Origin of the sequence: Streptomyces sp. NBC_01363 (genome assembly GCF_026340595.1) — a bacterium.
GTDB lineage: Bacteria > Actinomycetota > Actinomycetes > Streptomycetales > Streptomycetaceae > Streptomyces.
This window is the reverse complement of the sequence record NZ_JAPEPF010000003.1, coordinates 128,570-144,841: the sequence shown is the minus strand read 5'-3', so window position 1 is coordinate 144,841 and position 16,272 is coordinate 128,570. Positions and strand designations below refer to the sequence as shown.

At 70.7% G+C, this 16,272-nt stretch carries 8 protein-coding genes and 4 pseudogenes; 8 read left to right on the top strand and 4 right to left on the bottom strand.

Annotation, left to right across the window (positions count from 1 at the left end):
- Window positions 1–482 precede the first annotated feature (482 nt).
- Both OG611_RS40335 and OG611_RS40330 read right to left on the bottom strand, forming a co-directional pair.
- A pseudogene (locus OG611_RS40335) lies at window positions 483–1,684 on the bottom strand (ISAzo13 family transposase); the annotation flags it as partial.
- 645 nt (window positions 1,685–2,329) lie between these two features.
- Complete coding sequence (locus OG611_RS40330; protein ID WP_266425357.1) at window positions 2,330–2,632, bottom strand: hypothetical protein; 303 nt, start codon at window positions 2,630–2,632, stop codon at window positions 2,330–2,332.
- A gap of 8 nt (window positions 2,633–2,640) precedes the next feature.
- Between OG611_RS40330 and OG611_RS40325 the strand changes: the two genes are divergently transcribed.
- The 3 genes from OG611_RS40325 to OG611_RS40315 all read left to right on the top strand — a co-directional run bounded on the left by OG611_RS40325 (window position 2,641) and on the right by OG611_RS40315 (window position 5,429).
- On the top strand, window positions 2,641–3,426 hold the full coding sequence (locus OG611_RS40325; RefSeq protein WP_266425360.1) for an SMI1/KNR4 family protein: 786 nt from the start codon (window positions 2,641–2,643) through the stop codon (window positions 3,424–3,426).
- A gap of 140 nt (window positions 3,427–3,566) precedes the next feature.
- Window positions 3,567–5,057 carry an ankyrin repeat domain-containing protein gene (locus OG611_RS40320; protein ID WP_266425363.1) on the top strand — a complete coding sequence of 497 codons (1,491 nt, stop codon included), beginning with the start codon at window positions 3,567–3,569 and terminating at the stop codon, window positions 5,055–5,057.
- 105 nt (window positions 5,058–5,162) lie between these two features.
- Window positions 5,163–5,429, top strand: coding sequence for a hypothetical protein (locus tag OG611_RS40315; protein WP_266425365.1), 267 nt, complete (start codon window positions 5,163–5,165; stop codon window positions 5,427–5,429).
- On the opposite strand, the gene OG611_RS40310 is transcribed toward OG611_RS40315, so the two are convergent.
- The gene (locus OG611_RS40310; RefSeq protein ID WP_266425368.1) at window positions 5,420–6,043 is read right to left on the bottom strand and encodes a TetR/AcrR family transcriptional regulator; all 624 of its coding nucleotides are present in this window, start codon (window positions 6,041–6,043) and stop codon (window positions 5,420–5,422) included. The genes OG611_RS40315 and OG611_RS40310 overlap by 10 nt on opposite strands.
- A 195-nt stretch (window positions 6,044–6,238) precedes the next feature.
- Here OG611_RS40310 and OG611_RS40305 point away from each other — a divergent pair, with 195 nt between their 5' ends.
- The 5 genes and pseudogenes from OG611_RS40305 to OG611_RS40285 all read left to right on the top strand — a co-directional run bounded on the left by OG611_RS40305 (window position 6,239) and on the right by OG611_RS40285 (window position 14,115).
- Window positions 6,239–7,399 carry a serine hydrolase gene (locus OG611_RS40305; protein ID WP_266425371.1) on the top strand — a complete coding sequence of 387 codons (1,161 nt, stop codon included), beginning with the start codon at window positions 6,239–6,241 and terminating at the stop codon, window positions 7,397–7,399.
- A gap of 433 nt (window positions 7,400–7,832) precedes the next feature.
- Window positions 7,833–8,129 (top strand): annotated as a pseudogene (locus tag OG611_RS40300) (ABC transporter ATP-binding protein); the annotation flags it as partial.
- A gap of 86 nt (window positions 8,130–8,215) precedes the next feature.
- Window positions 8,216–9,604 (top strand): aldehyde dehydrogenase family protein, encoded by a 1,389-nt coding sequence (locus OG611_RS40295; RefSeq protein WP_266425374.1) that lies wholly within the window; start codon window positions 8,216–8,218, stop codon window positions 9,602–9,604.
- Between the two features lie 30 nt (window positions 9,605–9,634).
- A pseudogene (locus OG611_RS40290) lies at window positions 9,635–10,297 on the top strand (alcohol dehydrogenase catalytic domain-containing protein); the annotation flags it as partial.
- Between the two features lie 983 nt (window positions 10,298–11,280).
- Window positions 11,281–14,115, top strand: a complete 2,835-nt coding sequence (locus OG611_RS40285) for a helix-turn-helix transcriptional regulator (RefSeq protein ID WP_266426292.1) — start codon at window positions 11,281–11,283, stop codon at window positions 14,113–14,115.
- 37 nt (window positions 14,116–14,152) lie between these two features.
- Here OG611_RS40285 and OG611_RS40280 read toward each other — a convergent pair.
- A pseudogene (locus tag OG611_RS40280) lies at window positions 14,153–14,959 on the bottom strand (sensor histidine kinase); the annotation flags it as partial.
- Window positions 14,960–16,272: the final 1,313 nt, after the last annotated feature.

The window sequence follows — 16,272 nt, the reverse complement described above, 5'->3', positions numbered from 1 at the left end:
CAGCCGACGACGGGCCTTGCCCTCCGCCTGACTGGCTGCCAGACGGGAAGGGCGACATCAGAACGCTTCCCACGTTCACCACCAACCGGTCGACGAGCGAGCCGCCCAGCTCTACCCCGACAGCATCGCCACGCCTACGCCGCAGGCTTTCAACGTGGCCTCCCCACCGACACCCTAAATTCGGCTTCGGAGTCGCCACCCGGAGGTGGCGTGCGCTGCACCCGGCCCATATCCTCCAGATTGGAGCCGGAGGAACTCTTACGGGGCGTCAGACACTGGTTCCTCTCGTACGGCGTCTCGTCTTGCTTGCCGGACCCGCGTCGTCTGGAAGTGCCGACGCGTCCCGTCGTTGTCAGGGCTGCTCTCACCTCCGCGTGCATCTCCACGCATCGGCTGCCCTCAGCTTCACCAGCCTGCTGCGACAGGCCGGCGGTAGGGGTCTTTCACCCCTACCCGGTATCAAGTGGCGCCTCGTGGCGCACCACGGTGTAGTTCCACTCCCCGTGGAAGGCGTGGCCGGTCAGGGGCACCGCGTTCATCTCGGCGTCGCTGACCTTCACACCGGTGGGGTAGCGGCCGGGGTCCAGTTCGGCGTGGACGGTGAGCCCGGTGCGTGTGGTGGTCGCGGCGATGCTCTCCACGATGACCTCGTAGCTGGTCAGCGGGCGGCCGCGCCAGTTCATCGTGATCGCGGAGAACAGTCGGTGCTCGATCCGGTTCCATTTCGATGTGCCCGGAGGCATGTGACAGACGGTGACGGCCAGGCCGGTCTCGGCGGCGAAGGCAGCCAGTTGAGTCTTCCAGGCCCGGGTGCGGTAGCCGTTGGAGCCGCCCGCGTCGGCGGTGATCAGCAGCCGGGTGGCGCCGGGGTAGTCGAGGCGTCCTTGCCCGTTCCACCAGCGGCGGATCGACTCGACCGCGAAGGCTGCAGTGTCATGGTCGCATCCGACGCTGACCCAGCCGGTGTTCGCGGTGATGTCGTAGATCCCGTAGGGGGCGGCCCGGCCGAGCTCCTGGTCGGGGAAATCATGGGTGCTGACCTGCCCCGGCCGGCCTTTGGGCCGCCATTCGAGGCCCGCGTTCTTGAACTGGCCGACGACCTCCTTCTTTTTCGTGTCCACACTGACCACCGGCTCGCCCCCCGCCTGATGGTCCTTGGCCTGGTCGTTGATGTACCGGAACTGCGCGTCCCGGTCGGAGTGCTGAGCGCCCTCAAGGGTCTTCGCGTTGGCCTGCAGACTGAAACCGTTCTCCCGCAGCAGCCTGCCCACGGTCGGCGCTGACGCGGCATGGCCCTGCCGCGTCAGCTCCCCGGCCAGAGACCGCAGCGACTTGGTCGTCCACCGCAGCGGCGACATCGGATCGCCCCGCTCATCCGGCTCGACCAGCGCCAGCAACGCCGGAACGAGCAGCCGGTCAAGCTTCTCGGCGCTCTTGCGACCGCCGCCGTCCCGGCGGACCCGGCCATCGGGCAGTGGGTCCTCACCGCCCTCCAACTCGAAGACACCCTTCCGCACCGTCGTCTCGCTCACCCCTGCGGCACGCGCGACGGCCCGGACCCCCCGTGCCCCAGCAGCCGGGCCTCGGCGGCCAGCATCAGCCGCTGCTGCCGCTCATTCAGATGAGGGAACAACACTCCGAATCTCAGGGCAAGTTGGTCACGAACCTCACTCGGTATGCGCATACCACACCAACGACAGGGAGACCGTGAAGCAACGTGTTGATTCTTTACGAGCCCTTACCTGGGCACCAGCCCCCGAAAGACCGACTGGTTCCCGTGCACGGCGAGCGGAATGCGATGCGGGAACCGCCGTGGTGCCGGACCGGGCTGCCGGCTGTTGCGCAGATGCCGGTTCGATCGTGGGAGGTACTCATGAATGGTGACGTGGTGTGGACCGAGGAGCAGCGCGGCAAGGTGTATTCCACGCGGGCGCGGGTCAAGTCCGGACCATCTGACCGAAGGGCTCGAGCGAGGGCCGTGCTGGCTGGCGGCGGCGCCGTTCGACGCCGCGCGCTGCTTCGCCGAGGCGCGTGACAAGAGCCGTCACGACGAGGGCAGAGGCTGGGAGTACGCGGTCCACCAGGTGGAGAAGGGGGCGCGGCACGCGGCGCCTTCGATGGCCGCACTCGGGCTGCGCGCGGCGGCGCTGTACCGCAGCGGTGAGCGTCCGGACGTGCTCGACCTGGACGTGGAAGTGGCCATGGCGGAGCTGGAGTTGCAGCCCTCGGGGGACGCGGTGCCGTTCTGGCTGGCGGCCGAGGGTGTCGTATGGACGCTGCGCGCGATGCTGCGGCTGCACGAGCTGGCCCACAACCGGCACAAGGTCCACTACGACCCACGGTGGGAGTGGAGCGGGACCTGGCTCATCGAGACCACCGCACATGCCTCGTTCCAGGTGGCCGAGTGCGCCTCGAGCCGGCGGCTGCTGCGGGGCGTGCTCGCGGTGGCCGACGAGGCGGACCACCGTGCGGCGCGCGCGGTCGCGGAGGCCGCGTTCGACGCGGCGCCGGTGCCGGTGAAGGCGGCGCTGTCCTTCGTGTTCCCCGACGAGCGGGAGTGGGCCGACCGGGCGGCCGAGGACTGCCTCGCCCAGGGCGGTGGCGGTGACGAGGTGGTGCGGATGTTGGTCACCACTGCCGGTGTCGACTGGGGCGAGCGGCTCGTCGAATGGCAGCCGTCTGGACGAGGCGACCCTGCTGACCCTGCTGGCGCGGGAAGGGGCGGGCGCCGCTCCCGTTCTGGACGCGGCGATGGGCCATGCCCGCGGCAACAACGAGCGGCTGGTGTTCGCCCGCCATCTCGCCGTGATCCGCACGCGGGACGCGGGGGAGCGGCTGGCGGCCTGGCGGGGCAACCGCAGGCTCGCCCCGCTGATCGAGGACTACTTCCGGCAGGCGCCCCACCCGGAGCCCTCGCCGTCCGGGGCGTCGGAGCCCCGCATACCGGCCGAGGAGGGCTGGCTGGATCCGACCGGCGACCTCAGCCCGGTCGGCGAGGACGACATCGCCGTCCTCGAAGCGCGGTTCGGGCCGCTCCCGGCCGACTACCGGGCCTTTCTGCGCGTGATCGGCACCGGAACGCTGCTCCAGCCGATGGAAGCGCTGCCCAGTGACGCGCTGGAGCCGACAACGCAGAACTTCATCCATCCCGCGGACATTCCGGGGGCGCACGCCGTCTACACCCGCTGGCTGCACGACGGCTGGCACGAGGAGAACGAGGGCGGAGCGGATCTGATGAGGATGATGCCGGGCATGGGCCATGACGGGTACGCCGACTTCGCTCTGCTCTCGCTCCAGCACGAGGGCGACGACCGCGTCCACGTCTGGTACCACGACAAGGCCCCGGACCGGCCCCGGTCCCGACCTCGGCCCATGGGGCCGAGTACGTGGGGATTCCCTTACTTCGTCCGGCGAGGGCATCAGTAGAACTACCCAATCGGCTACGGAAACTCGCGGAACCGGCCTGATCGCGGCCTACGGCCGACTTTGATGTGCCCTACGTGATGAAAGGCCGGTCGGCCGGCAGGCCCGGCCCACTGTCAGAGGCACGTCCTATGGTCCTCACTGTGAGTGAATCCCTTCTTGCTGCTGTCACCCCTGCCCATGGCGGCGACGCCCTGGAGCAGGCCACCCTGGTCCGTTCCCTGATCGCGGACGGGGCGGATGTCTCGGCGCGCGACGAGGACGGCGCCACCGCGCTGCACCGGGCGGTGAAGGCCCCGTACAACAGCGACGGCCCGCTGCCGTGCCCGGAGGTCGTACGGGCGCTGCTGGAGTGCGGCGCCGATGTGCACGCCGTCGACAAGAACAGCGTCCCGCCCGCCGGGTGGGCCGTGGCGTTCAGCGACTCCGATCCGGCGGCCGTGGTGCGGCGTTCGGTGGACATACTGACGCTGCTCGTCGAGCACGGCGCCCGGCTGGACGGCCCGAGCAGTTTCACCACCGGCGGGTCGTTCGCCCACCACAGCTGCGTGGCCGCGCCGCTCTACGCGTTCCTGCTCGACCACGGCGCACCGACGGACGCGGTCGACGATCGCGGAGACACTCCGCTGCACGCGACCGTCAGTTCGGCGCGACCGGGGCTGGTGAAGCTGCTGCTGGAGCGCGGTGCCGACAACGCCGCGGTCAACGGCCTCGGCCGGACTCCGCTGGGGATCGCGTTGCGTCTGCCGGAGTACAGCATGGAGCAGCGGCAGGCACGGTCGGAGATCGTGTCCCTGCTTCAGGCTGCGGGTGCCCCGGCGCATGTGCGGTATCCCGTGGCGGAGAGCGGGCCGCTGCCCATCGACACGGACGCGCTGCGGCAAGCGGCCGGGGTGATGCGGACGGAGCAGGCCGAGGTGTGTGAGGCCGCCGGGATCCCGGACGACAGCGGCTGGCTCACCACGCTGGTGGAGCCGGACTTCGACAGCTACCAGGACTTCGTCGCCGGACTGGGCGACGGCTGCCATCCCGACCATCTGCCGCTTCTTCCCGAGTTGTGCGCCAGGGCGCTCGGCGGGACAGGCGCGACGCGCACCCTGGTCGGCGACCAGCGGGTGGACACGCCGTTCTTTCATCACGGCGACCTGGCGGTGAAGGGCGACCTGGATGTGGTGGCCCCCTTCGTGGTCACCGGCTCCCTGGCGGTCGAAGGCGTGCTGGCGGACCGCGGCCCCGATTCGGTGGTGGCCATCCGCGGCGGGGTGACGGCCCGAGGGGTGTTCACCGACGGCGAGATGTCCGTCGACGGAGACATCGAGGCCGACGTCGTCTACGGCTACTACAACGACAACACGCTCCAGGCGGGCACCATCCGCGCCCGCCTGGTCATCGAGGACGAGCACGCGACGATCGCCTCGGTGGAAGCGGATCTCCACTTCGACCTGGACGACTTCCAGCAGGGGCACGGCGACGGCGTCCAGGAGCAGTTGCGCGAGCTGCTGGTGGACGAGGTCTTCGCCGTTGACGAGGACGAGGACGAGGGCAAGGAAATGATGGACCGGGGTCTGCTGTTCGCCCGGCTCCGCGAGGGTCTGCCGGTCTTCCGCACGGACGCGCAGGCCGAGGCCCACTGAGCGCATGTACCCGTCGGCCTGGCAGCCCGCCCCAGCCGACCGCGCCTCGCACTTCCCCTACCGAATCCGCCTTACCGGGCACTTCACCCCACGGAGCAGCCACAGATGGCCGATGACGAATCCCGGAGCGGCCCGTCAGTACCCCCCGCCCTCACAACGGTGCACTCACCGGTGGGGTACCGCCTCATCAGTGCCCAGGAGGCGGAGGAGCGGTTCAGGGTCTCCGCCGATGTCGGCTACCCGTACGTGGACTTCGCCGACGAGCAGGAGATCCGCTTGTACGAGGGCGGTCTGCATGTCGCGGGTCATCTAAAGCCGGAGGGCAACAGCGACTGGGTGCCGTACAACACCGTCGTGGCGGTCTACCCGTGATCGTCTGCACTGCCGGCCCGGGTGGAGCGGTCGAGGAGGCGTACGGCGAAGTCGATGGCGCGGTCCGCTCGTGCGCGGTCCCCGGAGACGAGGAGATCGAGCTGCAGGCCTCGCACCTGCGCCAGGACAAGGGTGGACAATGCGGAGGCGTCCTCGGGCGGCCAGCCGTCCGCAGCAAGCCTGTTGGCGATGATCTCAATCCAGTCGTGGACGATCGACCGGGAGAGTTTCTCGTCTTCTCCGGACTTCTCCCCGTGATGGCCGACGAATTCGAAAAGCAGGAGGAACTGGCGCTGCTCCTGCGGTTCGCACAGCCGACGCCATAGCGCCCTGACGAGTTCGGCCGTCGAGTATGCCTCACGGAGCTCCACGTCCGACATCAGCCATGCGGCCAGATCCGTGCGGACCTTCTCCGCGACGGCCAGGAGCAGTTCGTCCTTCGAGGAGAAGTGTCGTAGCAGTGTCGCGTGGGTGACACCGAGCGCCTGCCCCACGGGACGCAGGGACAGGCCGCTGATGCCGTGTTCAAGGATGTACTCGGTCGCCGCAGCCAGCAACTCCGGCCTCCGGTGCTGGAACCGGAGGGCGCGCCCGTCGACGCGGGAAGAGCTCATCGCTGCCTTCCTCTGCTCTGTGTCAATGGGAATTTAACAGTACCACTCGGTTGCCCTAACCGAGTGGTACTGCTACTTTCTCGGTATCGCAGCCGGGGCCCTCTGGCCCCCAGGACGGCACCCACCCCAGCAGTGGTGTCGGCCCGCCCGCTCCCCCTGCTCCTACGGATCCCTCGTTCCACTCGAAGGACGGCAATGACTGTTCAGAAGCGCATGACCTTGGCCGACCTCGGCCTCTTCACCGGTGCACCGCAGCACGAGCACTTCTGCCGGATGAAGGACCTCCTCGACACCCGCGAGATGGCCCCCTCCGCGAAGCCTTACCCCTGGCCGCGCGGTGAGATGACCCCCTTGCCGGAGACCTATGACTTCGACGGCGCCTCACGGCCGACCAAGGAGTTCCTGGCCGGCACCGACACGGCAGCACTGCTCGTGCTCGTCGACGGGGTCATCAGGCACGAGAGCTACTTCCTGACCGGTGGCCCGGACGTGCAGTGGTTGTCCGCGTCGGTCGCCAAGAGCTTCGTCTCCGCGCTCGTCGGTATAGCGGTCGAAGAGGGGCACATCACGAGCATCGACGAGCCCATCAGCTCCTACGTGCCGGTGCAGCCCGGTTCCGCGTACGACGGTGTGTCCATCAAGGACGTGCTCCAGATGTCCTCCGGTGCCCGGTGGAACGAGGACTACAACGACCCGGCCTCCGACATCTTCCAGCTCAACGCCGCGACGGCGGGCATCGGCGGCACGCTCGACGACTTCGTCGCCCGCATGGTGCGCGAGAGCGGGCCTGGCACCGTCTGTCGCTACAACTCCGGTGAGACGCAGATACTTGGCGCCTTGCTGGCCCGGGCCACCAACCGCTCGGTCGCCGACTACATGAGCGAGAAGCTGTGCGAGCCGCTCGGCATGACATCGGCAGGTTACTGGCTGGTGGACCCTGCCGGGAGGGAAGTCACCTTCGCGGGGCTCAACCTGACCGCCCGCGACTTCGCCAGGCTCGGCGAGCTGTACCGCAACGAGGGCGTGTGGCAGGGCCGGCAGATCGTGCCCGCGCAGTGGGTGCGCGACTCGATCACCGTGACCGCGCCGCATCTTCGACCCGGCCGCCCCCTTGTCGGCGGCCAGCAAGCCGATGGGGTCGGCTACGGCTACCAGTGGTGGCTCATGGCGGGAGACCGTGGCGAGTTCAGCGCGGTCGGCGTCTACAACCAGTTCATCTACGTCGATCCGGTCAGCCGGACCACCATCGTGAAGCTCTCCGCCAGCCGCGAGTACGGGACGTCCCTGGACGAAGCCACCAGCGGCGAGCTGGAGACCATCGCTTTCCTGCGCGCGATCGCCCAGCAGGGCCACTGACCCGCGATTGAACGCGGGTGCCGTGCCGTGCGTGGGGAGGGGCGGAGCGGGTTTCCACGCGGTGCCCGGCCGGCTTGGCGAGAACATCACCACCCGTCAGCAGCAATCGGCCCCGCCCAACGCCGACGGTGTGCAGCTGCTGGGCGTGCCGCTGGCCGCCGAAGCAAGTCGGCAGCGGACGGCACACCACCGTCCGCTCTACACGCCTCAAGGCCGACCAGGGCTGACGTCGGTAGAGGGCGGGTCACTTCCGGCTCTGTCCCCGCATGATGTCGATGAGGTCTGTGCCCACTGGACGGGCCCCGTAAAGCGCTCCGCCCGCGATCAGCGTGATGGCGCCGATAAGGGCGTCCGCCAGTAGGTGCCGAGTTGAGCGGTGGTAGCAGGGCAGGCACGGTTCGCCCGATCATGGAGTTCTCCATGCTTCGTGTGCCAGCGCGTCGTCATCCTCGACGAGGCCACCGCCCACCTCGACAACACCTCCGAGGCGGCCGTCCAGGAAGCACTCACCGAGGCGCTCGCCGGACGCACGGCGGTCGTGATCGCCCACCGGCTCTCCACGGTACGGACGGCCGACCTCATCCTGGTCGTGGAGAACGGGCGGATCGTGGAGCGGGGCACGCACGACGAACTCCTCGCCGCGGCCGGCCGGTACGAGGAGCTGTACCGCACCCAGTTCGAGAACCCCGGTACGGAGCACGCGGAGCTCGGCCGGCAGCCCTCGGCGTGACGGGCGTCTCTGGCGCCCGAAAACTAACAGCGCTAGTTTGGGGTTGTGGACGCCCCCGTCCGCAACCGTGTCCGGGAGGAACAGCGATGAAGGCCCACGACGGCATGTACATCGACGGGGCCTGGCGGCCCGCCGCGGGAAGGGACACGATCGCGGTCGTGAACCCGGCGGACGAACAGGTCATCGCCGAGGTCCCGGCCGGCGGGGCGGAGGACGTCGACGCCGCGGTACGGGCCGCCCGCGCCGCGCTCCCCGCCTGGGCGGCCACCGCGCCCGCCGAGCGTGCCGCGCGCATCGCCGCCCTGCGTGACGTACTCGTCGCACGCAAGGACGAGATCGCCAGGACCGTCACCGCCGAGCTCGGCGCGCCGCTGCCCTTCTCGCAGGCGGTGCACGCGGGCGTCCCGGTCCTGGTGGCCGGCTCGTACGCCGAGCTGGCCGCCTCGTACGCCTTCGAGGAGAAGGTCGGCAACTCCACCGTCTACGCCGAGCCGGTCGGCGTCGTCGGCGCGATCACCCCGTGGAACTACCCGCTGCACCAGATCGTGGCCAAGGTCGCCGCCGCGCTCGCGGCGGGGTGCACGGTCGTCCTCAAGCCCGCCGAGGACACCCCGCTGACCGCCCAGCTCTTCGCCGAGGCCGTCCATGAAGCGGGCGTTCCCGCAGGCGTGTTCAACCTCGTCACCGGTCTCGGCCCGGTCGCCGGACAGGCCCTGGCCGAGCACGACGGCGTCGACCTGGTCTCGTTCACCGGTTCCACCGCCGTCGGCAAGCGGATCGGCGCCACGGCCGGCGCGGCCGTCAAGCGCGTCGCCCTCGAACTGGGCGGCAAGTCCGCCAACGTCATCCTGCCGAGCGCGGACCTCGCCAAGGCCGTCGGCGTCGGCGTCGCGAACGTCATGGGCAACTCCGGCCAGACGTGCAGCGCCTGGACCCGCATGCTCGTGCACACCTCCCAGTACGACGAGGCGGTCGCGCTCGCCGCGGAGGCGGCCGCCAAGTACGGCGACCGCATCGGCCCCCTCGTCAACGCCAAGCAGCACGCGCGGGTGCGCGGCTACATCGAGAAGGGTGTGGCGGAGGGCGCCCGCCTCGTCGCGGGCGGCCCCGAAGCCCCGCGCGAGCAGGGCTACTTCGTCAGCCCCACCGTGTTCGCCGATGTCACCCCGGAGATGACCATCGCCCAGGAGGAGATCTTCGGCCCCGTCGTCTCGCTCATCCGCTACGAGGACGAGGACGACGCCCTGCGCATCGCCAACGGCACCGTGTACGGCCTCGCGGGCGCGGTCTGGGCGGGCGACGACGCGGAGGCGGTGGCGTTCGCCCGGCGGATGGACACCGGGCAGGTCGACATCAACGGCGGCCGGTTCAACCCGCTCGCCCCGTTCGGCGGATACAAGCAGTCCGGCGTCGGCCGCGAACTCGGATCCCACGGACTCGCGGAGTACCTCCAGACCAAGTCCCTCCAGTTCTGACCGCCCCGCGTTCCCGCAGTGAGTCTGTTCGTGGTCCGCGCCGCCGTACTGCCAGCCGTCGGAGCTCCCCTGGAGATCACCGACATCGAACTCCCGGAGCCCGGCCCCGGCCGGGTGAGGGTCGCCCTCGCCGCCGCCGGCGTCTGCCACTCCGACCTCTCGCTGTCCAACGGCACCATGCGGGTGCCCGTCCCCGCCGTACTCGGCCATGAGGGCGCGGGCACCGTCGTCGCGGTCGGCGAGGGCGTCACCCATGTCGCGCCGGGCGACGGCGTCGTGCTCAACTAGGCGCCCTCCTACGGCAGTTGCCACGCCTGTGTGCTGGGCGAGGTCTGGCTGTGCGCCAACGCCCTGAACGGTGCGGGCGCCGTGCACGCCCGGCGTACGGACGGTGGCGGCGAGCTGCACCCCGGTCTCAACGTCGCCGCGTTCGCCGAGGAGACGGTGGTCCCCGCAGGCTGCGTCCTGCCCGTTCCGGATGGCATCCCGCTCACCGACGCCGCACTCCTGGGCTGTGCGGTCCTCACCGGATACGGCGCCGTGCACCACTCGGTACGGCTGCGCGAGGGTGAGACGGTGGCCGTGTTCGGCGCCGGGGGAGTGGGGCTGGCCGCGCTCCAGGCCGCCCGCATCGCCGGCGCCTCGCGCATCGTCGCGGTCGACGTCTCCCCGCAGAAGGAGGAGCTGGCCCGCCGGTCGTCCCAGCCACGGCCCAGGATGCCGTCGGCCGCCTGCAGATCGCCGCGCACCATCAGGTCGACATGGCCGTGCAGCGACACAAAGTGGGCGTGCAGGTTCCCAGTTGTCAGGGTAGCGCCGTCGTCGAGGGGGTCATCGCCGAGGCTGTCGCAGGAGACACCGCCGGTCACCTGCAGATCGCCGCGCACCACAACGTCGACACAGCCGCTGATGTCTACGGAGTGTGCCCGCAGATCGCCGGTCACCAGCAGGAACTTGTACTGCCCGCCGTCGTCCTCCCCTCCAGTCGAGGCCGCCGTCGATGACGAGATCCCCGTCGACGGTCACATGGGCCGGCCAGTGCGGAGGCGCGCGTTCGGAGTCCAGGTCGCCCCGAATGCGCAGATCTCCGCCGTAGAGGCGGACCGGCAGTCCGGACCCGTCGTGCGGACACTTCAGATCGGCGGACAGAGCGAACCGTTCCTCCGCCGCACCGGCTTCGATGACCTGGTGCTCCTTGAATGACACATGCCGCCTGCCGCTGTGGCGGGGGCGACCTGGCGGGCGGGCGGCTGCCTGCGCAGCGGCATCGGCGAAGAATTCGTGCATGCCGACCACGCTAGGCCAGGGCACCGACAGCAGGCCTCGTATCAGGAACGGTCAGGTACTACTACGGAGCCGTCGGGTGTCCCGTAGCGACTGGTCAGTGGTGTGACGCGCTGCCCGTACGTCGGTCACGTGGCGCCCCTGACCGGCGCGGGCCGGGCCCGCCACAAAGGGACAGCGTTGTCGTACTCGTGCTGTAGAACGCTGCCTGACAGCGACAGTCGCCCAGCCCCGTGTCGTAGCCACCGGGGCCCTGGCGTGCCGTGGCGGCGTTCGTTCCGAGGGAGATCGTGGTGGTTGAGTTGTACAGGGGACCCGGCAGGCGCACGAACAGCGTGCCGTTCGTCAGCAGGTCAGCCGAGCTCCGCCGACTCGACGCAGCCTTGCAGCACGTGGGAGCCGGTGGTCCGGCCCTCGTCGACATCACCGGTGAGGCCGGTATCGGCAAGAGCCGGTTGCTGGCGGAGTTCAGTACGCTCGCCCGCCGCCGCGGGGCGACCGTGCTGCGCGGCCGGGCCACCGAGTACGAACGGCACAGCCCGTTCCAGCCGTTCGCCGACGCGTTCGCCGACCTCGACCAGCGGGTGCTCAGAGTGTTCCCGTCGCTGCGGGAGCTCCCTCCGGTGCTGCGGGGGAGGGCCGAGCCCTCGGGCGAGCCGTGGAAAAGGGACCGTTTCGGCCTCTACCGGGCCACCGCGGACGCACTGCGCCGCATCCGGGGCGCGCGGCTCGTCGAGGTCCTCGACGACCTGCACTGGGCGGACCCGGCGTCCCTGGAACTCGTCGACCACCTCGTGCGGCACCCCGTGAAGACCCCCTTCCTGCTCGTCGTGTCGCGCCGCGACCGCCAGGCCCCGGCGGCGCTCACCACGGCGCTGGCGCGCGGGGCCGACACCGGCGCGGTGCTGCGGATCTCTCTCGGCCCGCTCGACGAACGGGACTGCGTCGAGGAACTGGCCCGCGACCTGCCGCAGCAGCGGGCGGCCGAGATGTACGCCGCGAGCGAGGGCAACCCGCTGTACTTCCTGGCGCTCCTGACGGCCCATCGCACCGCCCGGCTGCCTGGGCCCCCGGTCCGGGACGGTGGTTCGCCCACGGGCCTGGAAGCACTGCTGCTCGACGAACTCGCCCTTCTGGACCCAATTGAGCGCGGCACCGTAGAAGCCGCCGCCGTACTCGGCGACCACGCCACGGCCGACCTCATCGCCGCTCTCACCGGCTCACCCGTCCCCGACGTCGTCGAGGCCCTGCGCGCGCTGCTGCGCCGCGATCTGATCCGTACGGACCAGACCGGACGCCGTCTGGCACTGCGCCACCCGCTGATCCGGGCGCTGGTCCACGACAGCACCGACCCCTGGCGGCGGCAGGATCTCCACCACAGGGCAGCGGCCGAACTGGCCGAGGCCGGCGCACCCCTCGCCGAGCGGGCGCACCACATCGAGCATTCACTGACCGGCTGGGACCCGGAGGCCGCCGCGATCCTGACCAGCGCCGCCGAACAGACCGCCGTGACGGCCCCGGCCGCCTCGGCCCACTGGCTCGGTGCCGTCCTCGCAACCCTGCCCAACACCCCCGAACACCTCAACAAACGCCGTGAGTTGATGCTGATGCGCGCCGGGGCACTTGGCGCGACCGGGGCGCTGTGGGAGAGCAGAGACCTCTTCCACCGAGTGATCGACATGCCCGCCGGCAACGAGGACAGCGAGGACGCGCTCCGTACCTCCGCCGTCGTGCAGTGCGCCGTCATGGAGCGTCAGCTCGGGCGCTACGCCGAGGCCGACGCGCTGCTGCGCCGCGAACTGGACCGGAGGCCCGGGCCGTCACCGTCCCAGCGGATCGGTCTCGTCATCGAATGGTGCTGCCGCGCGCAGTTCGTCGCCCGCTTCCCCGACGTACGGGAAGAACTGGCCCAGGCGCTGCGCGGCGCCCGCGATCTGGGTGACGGACTCGGCGAGATGGGCGCCCTGACGCTGGCCGCCATGAGCGAGGCGTACGAGGGTGACACGGCCGAGGCCCGTTTGCTCGCCCGGACCGCGGCGGGGCTGGCGGACGCGCTCACCGACGGCGACCTCGCCGGGCTGTGCGAGCCCCTGGTCAGACTGGGCTGGGCCGAGGTGATGCTCGACCGGTACGCCGACGCGGAACGGCACACCGACCGGGGCGTGGACATCGCCCGGCGGACCGGCCGACTCTACCTGCTGTCGCAGCTCCTGCTGTGCAAGGCGTACGCCCACTTCCTGACCTGCCGGGTCACCACGGCGCTGGAGCTGGCCGACGAAGCCGCGACCATCGCCCGTGCCCTGGGCAACGGCGAACTGCTCGGCTTCACCCTCGCGATCCGTTCCCTGTTCCTCATGCAGGCCCGCCCGCCGGGCGATCCGGACGTCCTGGCCGCCGCGGAGGAGGCGGCGGCAGCGGCGGAGGGCACGGGCGAGAGCTGGTGGTCCACGCTGGCACGGTCCCTGCTCGCCCTCGCCGCGATGGGCGCCGGTGACCCGCACCGCGCACGGGACGTCCTGCTGGACGCGGGCGGCGGCAGAGACCTGTCCCGATTGCAGCCCTCGCTGCTGCCCGAGTTCCTGGAACTGCTCGTCGCCGCCGCCTTGGCCGTGGGTGAGACGGAGGAGGCCGAGAACGCGGCCGAGCGCGCCCTGAAGGAGGCCGAACGGATCGACCTGCCGACCCGCCGGGCAGCGGCGCTGCGCGCCTTCGGCCGGGTCAGGGCGCATCGGGGGGACCCGGCCGCGGCGGCACGGGCGTTCGCCGAAGCCGCCCGGGAGAGCGCGCTGTCCGGGGCGACCCTCCGGGAGGCCCAGAGCCTGCTGCTCGGCGCCGCGTTCACCAGGGCCGCCGGTGACGGCGCCGGCGCGGCCGCCATGTGGCGCCGTGCCCGTCGGCAGGCCGCCGAGGGCGGGGCCACGCTGCTGGTCGCCCTGGCCGACCAGCAGCGCGCGGAGGTGCTGGGTGACACGGACGGGGCGGCGGAGCCGTCCGGACCGGCCGCCGGGCTGGCCCAACTGACCTCGCGGGAACGGGAAATAGCGGATCTGGTCGCAGAGGGTCTCACCAACCAGGCCGTGGCCTCCCGGCTCTGCCTCAGTCCACGCACGGTCGAGAGCCACATCGCCCGCGTCTACCGCAAGACGGGCGTCCCGTCCCGCGCGGCCCTCGCCACCCTGGTGGCCCGCCACACGGTCACGGCACCGGGCACGCCGCCGCCCTCGTGACCAGTGCCATCGGCCGGAGGCGGACCGGGACGCCCCTGGTCAGCGTTGTATCCAGGCCGATGGAACGGGCCCGTTCCACCAGTTCCGGGATGTCGTCGAGCCCACGCGGCGGGGTCGTCGCGTAGCGCCCCCAGGGTCGCGCGTAGTTCCCGAGTCGCCTCACGCCCGGCCGTCTGGATCGCCAGCAGAGCCTCCGGCACCTGTTCGCCGCGCCTGCGGGCCACGTGGACGGCGACTTCGGCCTGCACCTTGATGATCGAGACCTGATGGGTGAGTGAATCGTGCAACTCCCTCGCGATGTGCAGCCGCTCCTCGTCGGCGCGGCGCCGCGCCGCGCTGTCTCTTCCCGGGTGCGCTCGGCCTCGTCCGCCCGCCGCTCAGCCTGCCGCAGCGCCTCACCCGCGGCCCCGGCCGCGACCAGCCAGGCGATCTCCAGGGCGCCGCGCGCCTGCGCGAACGCTTCGCCCGTGTCGTGCAGGCCCGAGGCGAGGGCAGCGAGGGGGAGCGTGGCCAGCACGGCCACGCTCGTCACCACGGTGACGCCGCGGTGTCCCTCCCGTACGGCCGCGTACACCGCGAACAGGAACGCGACGGCGGGCACGTCGAAGCCGACCGCCTGGTACCCCACTGCGCACAGGCCGGTGGCGGCCAGGACAGGAACGGGATTCCGGCGGCGCCGGACGAGCGTCAGGCCGCCGGCGGCCAGCAGCGTGCAGCCGAGCGGGGCGAGGCCCGTACCGGAGTTCCGCTCGGACAGGCCGGTGACCAGCAGCGTCGCCGCCACGCCGACGGCGATCGCCCAGTCCCTCACACCGGCCGGGACACCGGACCATCCTGTGCTCATGCGCGCACCCTAGCCGGATGCGGCCCCGGGCGAGTCCCGCTTGCAGACGAGTGATCGGCTACTACGTAGGCGGTATATGCGTGTCGCCTGCGGCGTGCGCGGCAGCGGGAAGTGCCCGCGTCCGCCGGACGACCGGAGGTGGAGCAGGCGGACATGCTCGGGTGATCCAGTTCCCGTGAGGAGAAGGAGCACCTCATGTCAATGCGCACTGTGCTCGCCGTGGCCGGCGCCGTCCTGGTCGGCGGATTCGTGCTCGCCGTACCGGCGGCCGCGGACCCTTCTGCCCAGCCGGTCGCCGCAAGCGTCTACACCCTGAGCGTCGGCCGTATCGGATCTTCCTTGGCCGCGCTGGTTGGCCTCCTCGGTGCGGTCAACGGCGGCCTGGCCCTGGCCCGCCCCGCCGGTCAGGGCCACATCGGCACCTGGGCCCGGCGGAACGGGGGGCCCGCCGACCCGACGCTTGTGCGCGCTTCGGCCGCTGGCCACTCCTCTGCGGTGGTCCTGTCGTGTGCTGGAGGGCGATCCGGATTCCGGGCCAGCGCTGTTCCCCGGTCGGCCGCTGTGAACGACGGCTCTACGTCATGCTCGCCGGTTCCTTCAGCGTCCTGGGATGTCGTCGGTGGGAGGTTGGCTGCTAATTGCCCGTCAGCGATTTCGAAGCAATGGGGTGATAGGAGGTGCGCTGCCTCACTCGTGACGCGATTCCGGCATCCAGAGTGGCTTGAATACGCACAGAAGAAACCGAAGAAGCTCACCAAGGCCTGCATCCCGGGGTCTGGCACACGCGGGTTCGGGCCCGGTATCCCGTATGTGTTCACGCGCTGGTCGCCGGATACGTCCGTGGAGCACTGCCGGCAGCGCGCGGATCTGCAAGCTGCGACCCCTGATGGTGCCCGCAATTGATGGAGGACCTACGTGGTCACGAGACGGCGTGTCGTGCAGGCGGCGGTCGGCGGAATGTTCGCGCTCCTTCCGGCGGCCTCCGCGACTCCACGCCTCTTCGAGCCCAGCGGCAAGGGCGTTCTGGATCCGGGAAAGGTGGACAAGTACGTCACGCCGCTCGTCGTCCCGCCCGTCATGCCGCAGGCCGGGGGCGGCGTCGCTGATCACATCGACCATTACGTGATCGGTGTGCGACAGTTCCAGCAGCAGGTGCTGCCCTCCGGCCTACCGGCGACAACCGTGTGGGGGTACGGATCGACTCCGCATCCGCGCAGCTTCCACTACCCCGCGTTCACCGTCGAGGCCCGTGCCGGAACACCTGTGCGGGTGAGGTGGAAGAACCAGTTGCTTGATCGCAGAGGCCGTTACTT